The sequence below is a fragment of the Mesorhizobium sp. PAMC28654 genome, assembly GCF_020616515.1.
Lineage (GTDB): Bacteria > Pseudomonadota > Alphaproteobacteria > Rhizobiales > Rhizobiaceae > Mesorhizobium.
Map to the genome: position 1 here is coordinate 3,524,270 of NZ_CP085135.1, position 15,776 is coordinate 3,540,045.

General features: G+C 64.8%; 15 protein-coding genes. 9 read left to right on the plus strand and 6 right to left on the minus strand.

The features are described 5' to 3' along the window. Positions 1-2: 2 nt before the first annotated feature. Positions 3-2,399 (minus strand): thiamine pyrophosphate-dependent enzyme, encoded by a 2,397-nt coding sequence (locus LGH82_RS17205; protein ID WP_227343886.1) that lies wholly within the window; start codon positions 2,397-2,399, stop codon positions 3-5. 130 nt (positions 2,400-2,529) lie between these two features. Further along, positions 2,530-3,750, minus strand: coding sequence for a mandelate racemase/muconate lactonizing enzyme family protein (locus tag LGH82_RS17210; RefSeq protein ID WP_227343887.1), 1,221 nt, complete (start codon positions 3,748-3,750; stop codon positions 2,530-2,532). Positions 3,751-3,867: 117 nt separating this feature from the next. On the opposite strand from LGH82_RS17210, the gene LGH82_RS17215 reads away from it, so the two are divergent. The 4 genes from LGH82_RS17215 to LGH82_RS17230 are packed head-to-tail and all read left to right on the plus strand — an operon-like array spanning position 3,868 to position 7,681. Further along, positions 3,868-4,662, plus strand: coding sequence for an SDR family NAD(P)-dependent oxidoreductase (locus tag LGH82_RS17215; RefSeq protein WP_227343888.1), 795 nt, complete (start codon positions 3,868-3,870; stop codon positions 4,660-4,662). A gap of 3 nt (positions 4,663-4,665) precedes the next feature. After that, entirely contained in the window at positions 4,666-5,514 is an 849-nt protein-coding gene (locus LGH82_RS17220; protein WP_227343889.1) for a transketolase, read from the plus strand. Then, positions 5,511-6,500 carry a transketolase family protein gene (locus tag LGH82_RS17225; RefSeq protein WP_227343890.1) on the plus strand — a complete coding sequence of 330 codons (990 nt, stop codon included), beginning with the start codon at positions 5,511-5,513 and terminating at the stop codon, positions 6,498-6,500. Before LGH82_RS17220 ends, LGH82_RS17225 begins: the two co-directional genes overlap by 4 nt. Before the next feature lie 8 nt (positions 6,501-6,508). Continuing rightward, positions 6,509-7,681, plus strand: coding sequence for a mandelate racemase/muconate lactonizing enzyme family protein (locus tag LGH82_RS17230; RefSeq protein ID WP_227343891.1), 1,173 nt, complete (start codon positions 6,509-6,511; stop codon positions 7,679-7,681). Here LGH82_RS17230 and LGH82_RS17235 read toward each other — a convergent pair whose 3' ends face one another. Then, positions 7,682-8,722: a LacI family DNA-binding transcriptional regulator gene (locus tag LGH82_RS17235; RefSeq protein ID WP_227343892.1), complete on the minus strand. Its 1,041-nt coding sequence runs from the start codon at positions 8,720-8,722 to the stop codon at positions 7,682-7,684. 245 nt (positions 8,723-8,967) lie between these two features. Between LGH82_RS17235 and LGH82_RS17240 the strand changes: the two genes are divergently transcribed. The 5 genes from LGH82_RS17240 (at position 8,968) to LGH82_RS17260 (ending at position 13,414) form a co-directional block, all read left to right on the plus strand. Continuing rightward, positions 8,968-9,978, plus strand: coding sequence for an ABC transporter permease (locus tag LGH82_RS17240; RefSeq protein ID WP_227343893.1), 1,011 nt, complete (start codon positions 8,968-8,970; stop codon positions 9,976-9,978). An 87-nt stretch (positions 9,979-10,065) separates the two neighbouring features. Continuing rightward, positions 10,066-11,040 carry a sugar ABC transporter substrate-binding protein gene (locus LGH82_RS17245; RefSeq protein WP_227343894.1) on the plus strand — a complete coding sequence of 325 codons (975 nt, stop codon included), beginning with the start codon at positions 10,066-10,068 and terminating at the stop codon, positions 11,038-11,040. A 54-nt stretch (positions 11,041-11,094) separates the two neighbouring features. After that, positions 11,095-12,132 (plus strand): ATP-binding cassette domain-containing protein, encoded by a 1,038-nt coding sequence (locus LGH82_RS17250; protein WP_227343895.1) that lies wholly within the window; start codon positions 11,095-11,097, stop codon positions 12,130-12,132. Continuing rightward, positions 12,021-12,656 carry an ATP-binding cassette domain-containing protein gene (locus LGH82_RS17255; protein ID WP_264484329.1) on the plus strand — a complete coding sequence of 212 codons (636 nt, stop codon included), beginning with the start codon at positions 12,021-12,023 and terminating at the stop codon, positions 12,654-12,656. The genes LGH82_RS17250 and LGH82_RS17255 overlap by 112 nt, the downstream gene beginning before the upstream one ends. Then, positions 12,653-13,414 (plus strand): SDR family NAD(P)-dependent oxidoreductase, encoded by a 762-nt coding sequence (locus LGH82_RS17260; protein WP_227343896.1) that lies wholly within the window; start codon positions 12,653-12,655, stop codon positions 13,412-13,414. The genes LGH82_RS17255 and LGH82_RS17260 overlap by 4 nt, the downstream gene beginning before the upstream one ends. Positions 13,415-13,487: 73 nt before the next feature. On the opposite strand, the gene LGH82_RS17265 is transcribed toward LGH82_RS17260, so the two are convergent. From LGH82_RS17265 to LGH82_RS17275, 3 genes are read right to left on the minus strand one after another with little or no spacing between them, the layout of a single operon-like run. Then, positions 13,488-14,363: an aldose 1-epimerase gene (locus LGH82_RS17265; protein WP_227343897.1), complete on the minus strand. Its 876-nt coding sequence runs from the start codon at positions 14,361-14,363 to the stop codon at positions 13,488-13,490. A 7-nt stretch (positions 14,364-14,370) separates the two neighbouring features. Then, entirely contained in the window at positions 14,371-14,967 is a 597-nt protein-coding gene (locus LGH82_RS17270) for an SDR family oxidoreductase (RefSeq protein WP_227343898.1), read from the minus strand. Then, a complete protein-coding gene (locus LGH82_RS17275; protein WP_227343899.1) occupies positions 14,964-15,743 on the minus strand; it encodes an SDR family NAD(P)-dependent oxidoreductase in 780 nt (259 codons plus the stop codon). Before LGH82_RS17275 ends, LGH82_RS17270 begins: the two co-directional genes overlap by 4 nt. Between the last annotated feature and the right edge of the window lie 33 nt (positions 15,744-15,776).

Consider the following 15,776-nt stretch of genomic DNA (forward strand, 5'->3'; position numbering starts at 1 on the left):
GATTACTTCTTGATGCCGCCGATGCGGCCGCCCATCGGCACCACGGCGCCGACCGGCTGATCGATCGCAACAAGCTTGCCGCTGACCGGCGCATCGATCTCGACCACGGCCTTGTCGGTCTCGATCTCGGCGATCAGTTCGCCTTCCTTGACCATGTCGCCGACCGCTTTCAGCCATTTGACGACGGTGCCTTCGCTGACAGTGAGATCGCCGAATGGCATCGTTATCGGCTCGTCGTCGCTGGTGGGGCCAACTGGCGCCAGCGCCGCAGGTGGCGTCACCTTGACAGGAGCAGACGCCGATTTAGCCGGCGCGGCACTTTTCAGTCCGACTGTGTACCAGTGATCAGGTACCGGCGGCCGCCCCGCGATGACGTCGCGCACGCCCTGGACGATGCGAGGCGTATCAACCAGCATGGCGCGCTCCAGCACCGGCGCGAAGGGATGCGATGTCGGTGCCGTGTGCAGCCTTCCGGGCGGGGCGTCGAGTTCATCGAAGGCAAGTTCGTTGATGGATTGTGCAATCTCGCCGCCAAGGCCGCACATGGCCCAGGCTTCGTCGACGATAAGCAGGCGATGGGTCTTTCGCACGCTGGCGACGATCGTGTCGATGTCGAGCGGCATGATGGTGCGCGGGTCGATGACCTCGGCCTCTATGCCGTCGGCGGCGAGCGCTTCGGCCGCCTCCAGCACGCGCTGCACCATCTGGCCGGCGGCAACAATGGTGATGTCGGTGCCGGCGCGGGCGATACGCGCGACGCCGAACGGCACGTAGTGTTCGCCCACGGGCACCTCGCCCTTGGAGGCGAACAGCGCCTTGGGTTCGAGCATGATGACGGGGTCACCGGCCCGCAACGCGGTCTTCATGAGGCCTTTGGCGTCGGCCGGGGTCGAGGGGACGCAGACGATGAGGCCAGGCATATGGGCGAAGACCGGGTGGTAGATGCCGCTATGGTGCGGCCCGGAACTGCGCAGCGCGCCGGCGCCGACGCGCACCACCATCGGCGCGCTCATCAGGCCGCTGGTCATGTAGCGCAGCTTGGCCGCCTGAAGGAAAATCTGCCCTGCGGTCTCGAAGGCGAAGTCGGCGAACATCAGGTCCGAAACGGTGCGTGCACCGGTGGCCGAGGCGCCGACAGCGGCGGCGGTAAAACCTTGCTCGGAGATCGGCGTGTCGACCATGCGCCCGGCGCCGAACTCCTGCCAGAGGTTCTTGGTGTGGGCAAAGCTGCCGCCGCGCTCGCCGGTGCCCTCGCCGAAATAGAGGATCGCCGGATTGGCGCGCATCTCTTCGGCGATGCCGTCGCGCACGGCTTCCAGCCAGCCCTGCGTGCGCGTCTCGCCGGCGGCTCGCGGCTGCAGGGCAGCCGGTGGATTGATGGGATCGGCAAACACATGCAGGCGCACCGTCGCCGGATCGGGCTCGGGCGAATTGCGGGCAAAGGCCAGCGCTTCCTCGACGACCTTCTCGATTCGCGCCTCGATTGCGGCAAGCACCTCGGCATCGGCAATGCCGTAATCCTCAATCAGCTTCTTGCGGAACATGTCGATGGGATCGCGCTTGATCCAGGCGTCGAGCTCCTCCTGCGTGCGGTAGGTGCCGATGACGGGATCGCCCTCATGGTGGCCGACAGTGCGATAGGTCTTGGCCTCGATCAGCGTCGGACCCTTCCCGGAACGGGCGCGTTCGGTGGCTTCCTTCATCGCCAGCCAGACGGCGAAGACGTCGTTGCCGTCGACCGCGACACCAGGCATGCCGTAGGACGCGGCCTTGGTGGCGATTTCCGGATTGAGCGTTATGGATTTGAGCGGTGTGGCGGTGGCGTAGAGATTGTTCTCGCAGATGAAGACCGCCGGCGCGCGCTGCACAGCGGCAAAGTTGAGCGCCTCGTGAAAACCGCCATGATTGGCGGCGCCATCGCCGAAGAAGGCGACGCCGATGTCATCACGCCCCTGCTGGCGCGCGCTCATGCCGATGCCGACGGCATGGCCGATGCCGGCGGCGACGATGCCATTGGTGCCGAACAGGCCGACCGAGCGGTCATAGAGATGCATGGTGCCGCCACGACCGCCGCAAATGCCGTCGGCCTTGCCGAACAGCTCGGCCATCACCCGTCCGGGATTGGCGCCCTTGGCCAGTGCGTGGCCGTGGCCGCGATGGGTCGAGGTGACCCAATCGGTCGGACGCAGATGCGCGCAGACGCCGACACCTGTCGCCTCTTCGCCGATATAGAGATGCAGAAAGCCGGGCGTCTCGCCCTTGCGGCAGGCGATCTGGGCAATGCTTTCGAAACGGCGCAACAGCACCATGCGTTCGAACAGGTCGAGCAGGACCTGCTTGTCGGGCAGGTTTGGAGCGCCCTTGAAATCGTCGCGCGCTCGCGCCGCTGAAATTGCCACCGGGGCCTCCCTGGTCCGTATTCGCACCGGGGCAGGCGGCACCGGCGGCGAGCTTGTTGGTCGCTCGCTTTGGCCGATAATAGATTATAATAGCATAATGTCTACTGGCTCTAAAAGAGTCGCAAAGATGCTAGATTTTGGTGATGCGCACCGTGGCGTCTGGCCGCTGGAACAGCTCCGGCCGCAGGCTGAGGCCAAGCCCCGCACCTTCGAGCGGCGCGACATGGCCATTGCTGACGGGCGGGATGTCGGCGACGATCTCGGTGTACCAGCCGGTGAAATAGGCGCGGACCGCTTCCTGGTAGTTGACGTTCGGCAAGGTGGCCGACAGCGCGCAACTGGCGGCATAGACGATCGGCCCGGTGCAATCGTGCAAGGTCACCGGCAGTTCGCTGGCCTCGGCCATGTTGGCGATCTTGCGTGCTTCGCTCAAGCCCCCGCACCAGGCGAGGTCGATCATGATCACGCTGGCCGCGCGCTTGTCGATCAACTGCTTGAACATCTGCCGCGAGGCCAGCCGCTCGCTGGCGGCGATCGGGATGGAGGTGTGGCGGGCGAGCTCGGCCATCGCGTCGAGCTCATTGTAGCGGATCGGCTCCTCCAGCCAGGCGACGTCGTAGGGTTTCAACGCCTCGGCGATGCGCAGCACCGGCGGCAAGGTCCACAGCCCATGCAGCTCGACCATGATTTCCATGTCGCGGCCGACGGCGTCACGAATTTTCTGAAACGGCTCCAGCGCCTTGTCGAGATCGGCAAGCGAAATGCGGGTGCCGTTCGATGCCTCGGCGGCGATGTCGAACGGCCATATCTTCATCGCGCCGATGCCTTCGGATCTCAGGCTTTTGGCAAGGTCTCCGGCATTGTAGCGCCAGGCGAGAAGATCCTCATACGGGCCTTCGTTTGAGTCGCCGGCTTTGAGCGACCAGTCTTCGCCGCGCTCGAACAGGGCGTTCTTCTTGGTGGCGCGGACATGCTTGTAGCCGGCGCAGGTGTTGTAGATCGGCACGGCCTTGTGCGTGCGGCCGCCGAGCAGCCGCCACACCGGCTCGCCGAGCGCCTGGCCATAGATGTCCCACAGCGCGATGTTGACGGCGGAATTGCCGCGCACCTCTGCGCCGGAATCGCGCGCCCCGACATAGACGCTGCCCAGTGTACGGTCGTGCAGCTCGATGTCGCGCGGATCCTTGCCCAGAAGGTAAGCGGCGACATTGTCATGGATGTAGGAGGCGACAGGCCCCGGCGCCCAGAAGGTCTCGCCGGTGCCGATGAGGCCGGCATCGGTGTGGACGCGCAGCCAGAACAGGAACGGGAACTCCGCCAGCTGCAATGTTTCGAGCGCAACGACCTTCATTTTTCCTCCCTATACCAATGGAACGTGTGGCCCAGCGGACAATAGCATATCACCGTTGACAGGCATTTATGGTACCGGTATCAAGCACGTCAAGATGACCACTGGGAGAGTGCTCGCTTGCCTGCCGAAAATCAAAACACAACGCCAAGGAGAGCACTGGTCACCGGTGCCGCGGGCGGCCTGGGCCGCGAGGTGGCGATCCAGCTGGCCCGACGCGGTTGTGCGGTCGCGATTACCGACATCAATGGCGAGGGAGCGGCCGAGACCGCCCGGCAGATCAGCGAAATCGGCGTGGAAAGCGAAACCATCATCGGCGATTTCACCCTGGAAGGCGCGGCGGAAGCGGCCGTGGAAAAGGTGGTCGTGCGCTGGGGCGGCATCGACGTCCTTGTCAACAATGCCGGCTATGGCGTGATCGAACCGTTCCTCGAGGCCACCTACAAGGCGTGGACGCGCACGCTGGCGCTCAACGTCACCGCGCTTGCCATGGCCTGCAAGGCAGCGGGCCGGGTGATGCGCGACCAGCGTTCGGGGCGCATCATCAACATCACCTCGCCGGGTTCGCGCATGGCGCTGCCGGATTACACCGCTTACACGGCGAGCAAGGCCGGCGTCGATTCCATCACCCGCGCGGCGGCGGTGGCGCTGGCGCCCTATGGCGTGCAAGTCAACAGCCTGGCGCCCGGTATGATGGACACCGAGATGCAGCGCTCGACCGAAGTCGACCTCGCCCGAGCCACCGGCCGCAACGATTTGCAGGCCTTTCTCGACGAACGCACGCGCCGCATCCCGCTTGGCCGCCGCGCCGAGATCGCGGAGGTTGCCGAAGCCGTCGTCTGGCTCTGCCTCGACGCCCCGAAATACATGACCGCCGAGCGGCTCAACATGTCGGGCGGGCTCGACAAGGACTGATCGATGCTGCGAAACTCACCTCCCGGCGCCGCCGACATCGGCGCGCTCGAACGCAAGGCGACACGGTTGCGCCGCCACATGCTGACCATGGCGCGCGGCCAGGGCCAAGGCTATATCGGCCAGGGGCTCGGCATCGCCGATGCGCTGGCGGCGCTGTATTTTCACGAACTGCGCTACGACCCGCACAATCTGAACTGGCCGGACCGCGACCGCTTCCTGCTGTCGACCGGCCACTACTCGATCGCGCTGTGGGCGGCGCTGGCCGAGGCCGGCATCATTCCTGTCGAGGAACTGGTCACCTACGGCGCCGACAACAGCCGGCTGGAGATGTCGACGCTCGACACCACGCCCGGCGTCGAAATGATCGGTGGTTCGCTCGGCCACGGCCTCGGACAAGGTGTCGGCCAGGCGCTGGGTTTGCGCGTCGACCGGTCCGACGCACGCGTCTTCGTCGAGCTTTCCGACGGCGAGATGCAGGAGGGCTCGACCTGGGAAGCCGCGATGTCGGCCAGCCATTTCAAGCTCGATGGGCTGGTGTCGCTTATCGACTGCAATGGCATCCAGGCCGATGGACCCGTCGTGCTCGACGTGGAACCTGTAGCCGGCAAATGGCGCGCCTTTGGCTGGGAGACGTTTGAGATCGACGGCAACGACATGACAGCCGTGGTCGGCGCGCTGGCCAGTGCCCGTGCGCGCAACGGCAAGCCGAAGGCGATCGTGCTGCGCACACTGCCCGGCAAGGGCGTGCCGCGCATCGAGACCAGCGAGAAATCGCACTTCTTCCGCATCGACATGGCGCAATGGGACGGCATCATCGCCGAGTTCGAGCAAAGCGTGGGAACACAGCTATGAGCGGTGTCGCGATGGAGGCCGGACGCACGCTGGCCATGGGCCAGGACGAAGCGATTGGTGGTGGCCGGCAGAGCGTGGAAGCGCCGTTCGGCCGGGCGCTGGCCAGGCTTGGCCAGAGCCGCCCCGACATTGTCGGGCTGACCGCCGACCTCGGCAAATACACCGACATTCTCCCCTTCCGCGACGCCTTCCCGGATCGCTTCTTCAATGTCGGCATGGCCGAGCAGAATCTCGTCGCCGTCGCCGCCGGGCTGGCGCGCACCGGCAAGGTGCCGTTCGCCACAACCTATGGCGTGTTCGCGACGCGGCGCGCCTATGATTTCGTCGCCATCGCGCTCGCCCACTCCAACCTCAACGTCAAGATCGTCGCCGGCCTGCCCGGCCTGACCACCGGTTATGGCGGCACGCATCAGGCGATCGAGGACCTGGCGCTGATGCGCATGATACCCGGCCTGACCATCATCGACCCCTGCGATGCGACGGAGATCGAGGCGGCGACAGCAGCGATCGCCGAGCACCAAGGGCCGGTCTATATGAGGCTGCTGCGCGGCAGCGTGCCCGTCGTGTTCGAGCCCGGTTATCTCTTCGAGATCGGCAAGGCGCGGCGTCTTCGTGAAGGCTCAGATGTCGGCATCATCTCGACCGGCTTCATGACCGAGCGAGCGCTGGATGCGGCGGTGGCTTTGCAGAGACAAGGCATCTCGGCCAGTGTGCTGCACGTGCCGACCATAAAACCGTTCGACGCTACGGCGGTGGCTGAATTTGCTGCCGGCGCTGGTCATATTGTCACCGCAGAAAACCATGTGGTGGTCGGTGGGCTGGCGAGCCTTGTCGTCGAGACCTTGTTCGACGCCGGCATTGTGAAGAAGGTGGCCCGCATTGGCCTGCCGGACCGCTATATCGAATGCGGCGCGGTGCCGACCTTGCAAGCGAAATACGGCCTGACCACCGAGGCCGTCATCGCGACCATCGCTGGTTTGAGCTAGAGTTTGGCATGAAGATCACCGAGATCGAAACCTTTGCCGTCGGCGCCGGCTGGAAGAACTGGCTATTCGTCAGGGTTCATACCGACAGCGGCATCCATGGTGTCGGAGAGGGAACGCTCAACGGTTTCATCAAGACCACCGAAGCCGGCGTGCATGAGCTTAAGCATCTCGCCATCGGCCAGAATCCGCGCCGTATCAACGCGCTGGCCAAGCGCATGCTGGACAGTGTTTCGCTCGATGGCGGCCATATCCACCGCACCGTCATCGCGGCGATCGAGGTTGCCTGCTGGGATATCCTGGGCAAGAGCCTCGGCGTTCCCATCCACCAGCTTCTCGGCGGCCAGGTGCGCGACAGCGTGCTCGGCTACGCCAATGGCTGGTACCGCACCGAGCGTACGCCCGAAGCTTTCCTTGAAGCAGCCCGAGCGGTGCTGGCCAAGGGCTTCAAGGCGTTCAAGCTCGACCCGTTCGGCACCGCGCAAGGTTTTATTTCGCGCGAAGAGCTCGACCTGTCCTACGCCATCTGCCGGACACTGCGCGACCGACTGCCTGGGGATACGCTGATCCTGATCGACGTGCATGCCCGCTTCACCGAGATCGCGGCGCTGCAGGCGGCGCAAAAATTCGCGGATCTCGACATCTACTGGTGGGAGGAGCCGACCTCGCGCGACCGGCAGGAAACCGTGCACGAAGTCGCGCATCGTTCGCCGATCCCGGTGGCGACCGGCGAGATGTACGACACGGTCGGCCAGTTCTACACGCTGGCCGCAGGCGGCGGCGTCAACATCTTCCAGCCCGAGCCGATGTCGCTCGGCGGCATCGCGCCATCGATGCAGGTGGCCAACCTGGCGCTTGCCCATGGCAGCCATATCGCGCCGCACCAGAGCGGCGGCCCGGTGGCGACGGCGGTGTGCCTGCAACTGGCCGCGGCGGTGCCGAACTTCCTCATCCAGGAGCATTTCGACGCCTTCAACGACCCGTGGACGCGCGATCTCGTGACCTGGCATCCGACCGTCAATCCGGACAACGGCCACCTGTCGCTGCCGGATGCGCCGGGACTCGGCATCGATCTCAACATCGATGCGATCAAGGATCATCCCTACGATCCCAAAGCCTATCTCAACGTCCACGCCGAGGGCTGGGAAAAGCGTCTTGGGCGGCGGGAGGACTCCAAGCCCTGATCAGGCACTCTCGCGGTCGACGATCTCGAAGCCGAGGCTGGTGATGGTCGGCACCTTGGTGTCGCCGCCGAGCCTCGCCAGCAATTGCCGCACCGCGCGGCGGCCCATCTCGTAGCGATTGACCTTCACCGTGGTCAGCGGCGGATACAGCTGCGCCGCCAGATCGATGTCACCATAACCGGCGATGGCGATCCTGCCTGGCACCGCCCAGCCGCGCCGGTGGCACTCCTGCACGGCGCCGACGGCCAGCGTGTCGCTGGAAAAGAAGATGGCGTCGATGTCCTTGTGGCGGGAGGTCAACGTCACCAGCGCCTCGGCCCCGCCTTGCGCGGTGATCGGCACCTCGACCTCCATGTCGCCACGGTTCTTGAAGCCGAGTTCCGCCAGAGCGGCGTTATAGCCGGTGCGGCGTTGCTGCAAGCGGTCATTGCCATGGACCGGCGTCGAGACGAAGCCGATGCGCTTGTAGCCCTTGGCGGCCAGATGCATGGTCATGGCGTAGGCGGTCTCGAAGTTGGAGACGCCAACCACCATGTCGAGCGGCTTGCGGCCCTTGATCTCGGAAATCTCGACCACCGGCGCGCCACTGCTGGTCAGCAATGCGCGCGCCGTCTCGCTTTGCACGAAGCTCTGCAGGATCATGCCGACCGGGCGCCAGCCGAGCAGGGTGCGGATCGCCTTTTCCTCCGCCTCCTGTGTGAATTCGCCTTGCACCAAGAGCATCGAATAGCCGCTCTGGTGGCATTCGTCGGACATGCCCTGAACCTGCTCGGCAATGCCCGAATTGATCAGCGGCGGCACCACCGTGCCGATCATGCGGCCATTGCCGCGCATGCTCGACGCCAGCCGGTTGGGCACGAAGCCGGCCTGCTCGATCGCCTGCAGCACCTTGGCGCGCGTTTCCGGCGAGACCATGTCGGGGTTGGACAGCACACGCGAAACCGTCATCGGCGCGACGCCGACGCGCTTGGCGATCTCGCGCACGCCAAGCCGCGCCGGCGGCTTCTTCTCGTCCGCGCCGTCCTCGGACCTGTCGGTCATCACCAAGCTCCACCAGAGCGCGATCCGCGAGGGCAACGCCCGCTGCCGGATCGCGAAAAACTATTCATAGCGGTTGCGGAGGATGCTTTCCAGCGACACGCACGGTGATCGTGTGGCTGACAAATTTCACCGTTGACAAGTTATAATATTATAATCTTAATGGGGCCGAGGAGCGCGCTGGGATCGGCGTGGGTGAATGGAGCCGGGCGCAAGAACCCGCAACAGGCGCCGCCAGGGAGGTCAGGATGAACAGCGCGGCTGACGTGAGCTCGCCGCCCCGGGATGCGCAATCGTTCCGGCGGCGACTGATCGGTTTCATTGCCGTCGGCGAAGTTGGCGTGCTCGCCGCAATGGCTTTGCTGGTCGCCTTCTTCTGGTTGCTCGAACCGGCCTTCCTGTCGGAGCGCAACATCCGCGCTATCCTCAACGTCGTGTCGTTCGTGGGCATCATCGCCATCGGCCAGACGATTTTGCTGGTTGCCGGCGAATTCGACCTCTCCGTCGGCTCGGTGGCCGGGCTGTCCGCGGTGGTCGCCGCCAAGCTGATGACAGCGGCCGCCTTTCCGGTGTCGATCGCCATTCTCGGCGGTGTTGGTGTTGGCGCGTTGATCGGGCTCGTCAACGGCCTGATCGTGGTCAGGCTCGGCATCCCCGCCTTCATCCAGACGCTCGGCATGCTGTTCATAGGCCAAGGCCTGATCCAGGTGGTGACGGGCGGCTATCCGGTCTACCCACTGCCGGAGGCAATCAATAATATTGGTGGTACCGATCTAGCCTTCGGCCTCGGCTGGAGCTTTGCCTTCTTCATCATCGCCGCCATCGTCGCCGACTTCGTGCTGCGGCGCACCGTGCTGGGACGCAACATGTATGCCACCGGCGGCAACAAGGAAGTGGCTCACCTCGTCGGCATCAACACCAACGCCTACAAGATCGGCGCCTTCATGGTCGTCGGCGCGTTGTCGGCGATCGCCGGCATGTTCGTAATGGCCGATCTCGGCAGCGGGGGCACCTCTATCGGCAGCGGCTGGGAACTGACGGTCATCGCCGGTGTCGTGGTCGGCGGCGTCAGCCTGTTCGGCGGCGCCGGCACGGTTGCAGGCGGCGTCGTCGGCATCCTGATGCTGAAGGTGGTGCAGAGCGGCCTCGTTGTCATCGGCGTCAACTCCAACTGGCAGCAGATCGCGGTCGGCGTGATCATGGTCCTGGCCGTCGGCCTGGACATCCTGCGTCGCCGTTACTTCATCGCTGGCGCTTGAGCGGACCGGGAGGAAACAAGGCGTTCGGGCTGCCACTACGGCAGATTTTGCGCCGGCAAAAAGTCGGCGAACCAAGGGAGGTAGGATATGAAGATCGATCTGAAAAAAGGACTGATCCGTGCCGCGTTCGCGGCAGCGGTCGTTGCTACGTCGCTTGGCTCGGCGAGCCTTGCCCGGGCTGCTGACATCCACCTGCTCTGGGTGCAGGCGATGAAGGATCACCCCGTGCACCGGCTGATGCAGGCAGGCTTCCTCAACAAGTGCAAGGAGCTCGGCTACACCTGTGAGGTTGTCGGCGACCCGAGTGCCACCAACTGGGATATTCCGGCGACGCTGCCGCTTGCCGAAGCCGCACTTGCCCGCACCAAATATGACGCCATCGGTGTCTATGGGGTGGATCCGGCGATCTATTCCTACATCACCAAGCTTGCCAAGGAGGGCTTTCCGATCGTCACCTGGCATGTGCTGCCGCCGGAAGGCACGGTCAACGGCCTGAAGGCCGCGACGGGCGAGGACATCGCCGAGGTCGGCGCCAATGCGGCCATCGCCATTGGCGACAAGCTTGGCGGCAAGGGCACCGTGGCACTGACGCAAGGCGCCTCCAACGATACCGAAAACGCCATGTCCGATGCCTTCCGCAAGACCATCGCGGCGAAGTATCCAGGCATCAAGGTGCTCGACACGCAGATGGAAGGCTTCGAACCGTCGGCGGCGGAAGCCAAGGCGGTGGCGATCCTGCAGGGCAATCCCGACGTGACCGCCGCATTCGGCACCACTGGCAACAGTATCCAGACCTGGTCGGGCGCGGCCCGCAAATCCGGACGCGACGTCGTCATCATCGGCATGGATTACATCAGGCAGAATCTCGACCTGGTGAAATCGGGCGCCGCCTACGGCATCGTCGCGCAGCCGCTGTATGAAGAGAGCGCCAAGGTCGCCGAGCTGCTCGGCGACCTTGCCCAGGGCAAGACCGTTCCCTACAGCAATCCGCTGCCGGCCAAGGTGATCACCGCCGCCGATCTCGCTCCCTACTACAAGATGCTGGACAGCGCCGGCCAGTAACGCCTGCCGCCGGGTCCGCGTCTTGCGGATCCGGCATCTTCCGAGAGGATCGTCGTGTCCGAAACCACCCAAGAACCGCTGTTTTCGGCCACCGGAATCGCCAAGAATTTCGGCGGCGTGCAAGCGCTGCGCGGGGTGGATTTCGAGGTGATCCCCGGCGAAATCCATGCTTTGCTCGGCCAGAACGGCGCAGGCAAGTCCACTCTGGTCAAGATCCTCAACGGCGTGCATCCGGCCGGCTCCTACACCGGCACCGTCAAGCTTGACGGCCAGCCCGTCAGTTTCGCCTCGCCCGCCGATGCACGCTCGAACGGCGTCGGCTATGTGCCGCAGGAAATCGAGGTACTCGAACAGCTTTCGGTGGCCGAGAACGTCTTTGCCGGTCGCACGGGGCTGGGCGACGGCATGTTTGTCCACCAAAGGAAGCTGCAACAGCGTGCCGGCGAAATCTTTGCTGACCTCGGCATCGGCATCAATCCCAAGGCCTATGTCGCGTCGCTGACCTCGGCGCAGCGCCATCTGGTAATGATCGCCCGCGCCATCGTGCTGCGGCCACGCGTGCTGATGCTGGATGAACCGACCGCTTCGCTCTCCGGCATCGAAGTCGACGCGCTGTTCAGCGTGCTGCGCCGCCTTAAGGCGCAAGGTGTGGCGATGATCTACATTACGCACCGCTTGCCCGAAGTTCTCGCGATTTGCGACCGCGCCACCGTGCTGCGCGACGGGCAGGTGGCGGTGCGGATCGCCCGTGAGGACTTTGACCCCGAAACATTCATCTTCTCGATGTCGGGCCAAAGGCTGCAGCGGCTGTTTCCCGAGCACGCGGCGCCCGTTGGAACGCCGATCGCACTGGAGGTTCGCCATCTCACCGTCGCCGGCCACAGCGGCGCTATTCACGGCGCGAAGGACATCAACCTCTCCGTCGCAGCCGGCGAAATCGTCGGGCTGGCGGGGCTGCTTGGTCCGGCCGCAGCGAGATATTGCACGGCATCTACGGCCGCGTACCGGCCGAGGGCGAAATCCGCGTCGCCGGCGAGCCTATCTCGATCAGATCGCCAAGCGACGCCCGTGTCGCCGGCATCGCGCTGTTGACCGAGGATCGCAAGCGCGACGGGCTGCTGTTCAATCTGCCGGTGGGCGCCAACATCACCATCGGCAACCTCGGCCCCTTGTCGCGGCACGGCATGATCAGCGGCGGGCTCGAACGCACTTCCATCCTGGGCGCCATGCGCGCGCTCAACGTGAAGGCCTCGTCGCCGCAGGCTTCGGTCACCCATCTGTCGGGCGGCAACCAGCAGAAGCTGCTGTTTGCCCGCGTGCTGATGCGAGCGCCGAAAGTGCTGCTGCTCGATGAGCCGACCAAGGGCGTCGACGCGGCAACCCGGCACGAGATCTACCGGCTGGTGGTCGAGTTGGCGGAAAAAGGCGTGGGCCTGCTCATCGTCGCCTCCGAGCTCGAGGAATTGATCGGCCTTTGCGACCGCTGCATTGTCGTCGCCGACGGCCGCATAGTCGACGAATTCGGCCGAGGCGAAGGCGGCGAGGATCGCGTGCTGCGCTCGGTGACGGCAGCGCAAGCCGAACGCCACGCGATGGCTTCACGGGTTTCATCATGATGTTTGCCGGCAAACGCGTTTTCGTCACCGGCGCGTCGACCGGCATCGGCCGGGCGACGGCCGAGTATCTTGTCGCTGAGGGCGCGCATGTCTTCGGCGCTGGGCTGGATGGCGAGGAAGGCGCGGCCCTTGCTGGCGGATATGCTGAAGGCCAATTGATCTTCCGCGACAGCGATCTCACCCGTGAAGCCGAGGTCCAGGCCGCCGTAGTGGCGGCGACGGAGGCCTTCGGCGGCCTCGATGCGGTCGTCAACTGTGCCGGCATCTATCCGACCGGCAAGCGGCTTGAAGAGCTTTCCGACGAGGACTGGGACCGGACCATCGCCGTCAACCTGACAGCCATTTTCCGCGTTTGCCGGGCAACCTTGCCGCTGCTGCGCAAGGCAGGCGGCGGCTCGATCGTCAACATTGCCTCCGTGCATGCCGATGCAACGGTGCCCGGCGTGCCGGCCTATGCCGCGACGAAGGCGGCGGTCGTCGGATTGTCGCGGCAGATGGCGCTCGACTACGCCGTCGATCGCATCCGCGTCAACGCCGTGCTCGTCGGTTCCGTCGCCACCCGGATGACGCTGGGCGGGTTGGAGGCGGCCGGCGGCGCGGAAGCGCTGGGCCTGTCCTTCGAGCCCAACCGGATCGCCCGCATCGCCAACCCCTCGGAGATCGCCACGGCAATAGGCTTCCTGATTTCCGACGCCGCATCCTTCGTCACCGGCAGCGCGATGCAGGTGGATGGTGGCCTGCTGGCCCGGCTGCTTTAGGGTATGCCGATATTCATGTGAGGCCGGCCTGACCTGAATAACCCCGTGAGTTTCGGAAAAGCGTCCCTCGGATTCACTCCCCAAGCGCAAAGGGCAGGAATGAGACCGTGCCGGCAGCATTCTCGCCCGGCGCAAGCACGATCGCGCCCTCGTCCGAATCAGCCCATCTGCCCCGGTTGAAAGCACCCGAGGCATTGGTTTGCGGCTCGACACAGAAATACGGTTTTGTGGGATCGGCATAAAGCATGAGGTGCTTGAAGACGGGATCGGCCTTGATCCGCAACCCGGCGCCGCGCGACGGGAAGCGAAGGGTCGCCTCGCCGCCCCAACCGCCATAATCATTGTTGCGCCAGCCGCCCGGCAAGGGCCGGGCCTCGGCAAAGTCGAGTTCAGGTGGGAGGGTGATCGGATCGCCTGAAACACCACCCGGCTCTTCGAGGTAGAAGCGCCTGGCCTCGAATTGCAACGTCACGTCCGGGTCGCGATCGAACCACGGATGCAGGCCGAAGCCGAACGGCATGGAAACCGGCCCGGAGTTGGTCAGCGTCATGGTCACGCTGAGGCCCTCTTGGGAGGCCGTGAAAGCCTGCGTCGCGCGGTAGGAATAGGGCTCAGTTCTGGCTGTGACGTCCAGCGACAGTGTCGCGTTGCCGGCTCCGGCCTCGGTGACAGTCCAGGCGTGCTGCCAGCCGCTGCCATGGACGTTGAATATTTCCGGCGGATTGTTGGGCAGGACCCGCCAGCGTTCCGCCGCGAAGTCGAAGGTGTTTCCAGCGATACGGTTGGCGTATGGCATCATCGGGAACATCGCGACGCCAAGCACGTTGCCCGCTTCTCGATCATGATCCGAAAGCCGGCGCATGAGATCGATGCCGCACCAGCGCAGCGAACTCACGCTGCCGCCGATTTGCGGCACCAGCTCGACTTCGAGCGCTCCGGCTTTGAGCATCAACGGTTCAGAAATTACGCCCATAGCCTGCCATCCATCCGCCATCGACACCCAGCATCTGGCCGGTCGTGTAGGTGTTCAGTGGATCGCAGAAGAACAGCACGGCCGCAACGGCTTCCTCGATGCTGCCCGCGCGGCCGACAGGCGTGTGGCTGAGCATCGCCTTGTCACCGGAGACCATGGTCTCATCCTCGACCGCGCCGACGCCGACGGCATTGACCAGGACCTTGGGGCCGAATTCCATGGCGAGCGTGCGCATGCCGGCGAGGATCGATGCGTTCTCCATGGAAAAGCGTGGATGGCGACGCATCGGCATGCCGGCGGCGGCCGAGAGCAGGAAGATGATCCGGCCGCTGCCGCGCTCGGTCATGGCAACAGCAGCCTTGCGTGCGACCGCATACAAGGTGCCGGGTTTTTCCGCCGTCACTCCTGGGCGCAATGGGCACGATATCAGCAGAATGTCGGCAAGCCGCGCCTGCGACCCTTCGACAAGGCGGCCATCATTGGCGCGAAAGGCGGCGAGTGCCGCCTCGACAACCGGATTGCTCGCGCCTTCCAGGGCGATTGCAGCGCCAGCGAGATCGATTTCCATGTCAGCGCTCACATCATGTATCCCGCCGTCCAGCCACCATCGACTGCCAGCACCTGGCCGTTGATATAACTGGCGGCGGGAGAGGCAAGGAACAGCACCGCCTCGGCGATCTCCTCCGGCTGGGCCGGCCGGCCGAGCGGCACATGGGCGAGGAATTCCTGCGTACGCCCGGCAAACTTGCCGTCGTCGCCATAAAACAGTTTCGCGGTCAGCGCCGTCATCACCGAACCCGGCGCAATAGCATTGGTGAGGATGCCCTTGGCTCCGAGTTCAATTGCCATCGATCGGGTCATATGGATGATGCCGGCCTTTGCGGCGACGAACGGGCTTTGCAGGCGCATGGCGGCAAGGCCGACGACCGACGCGATGTTGACGATGCGCCCACCCTTGCCGGCGGCAAGCATCGGCCCAAGCGCCGCACGGCTCATGATGTAAAGGCCGTCGAGGTCGATGCCGATGATGCGATCCCATTCCTCGGGCGGAAATTCGTCTATCGTGACGCGGTGCGCCAGCGTGTTGACGCCGGCATTGTTGACGAGGATGTCGAGGCGGCCGTAGCGATCCATGAGTGCCGCGATCGCACTGTCCACCGATGCCGCATCGCGGATGTCGGCGGTACACGCCAGCGCATTGCCCAAACCGGCCGCGATCCGCGCCGCGCCTTCGCTGTCGATGTCGGCGACCACCACCGCGGCGCCATTGTCGGACAGGCGCTTGGCAATGGAACTGCCTATGGCGCCCGCAGCGCCCGTGACCAGCGCCACCTTGCCTCGCAAATCGCAGCGCATGTCCCGTCCGCCCCCGACCAGTTCGGGTTATGC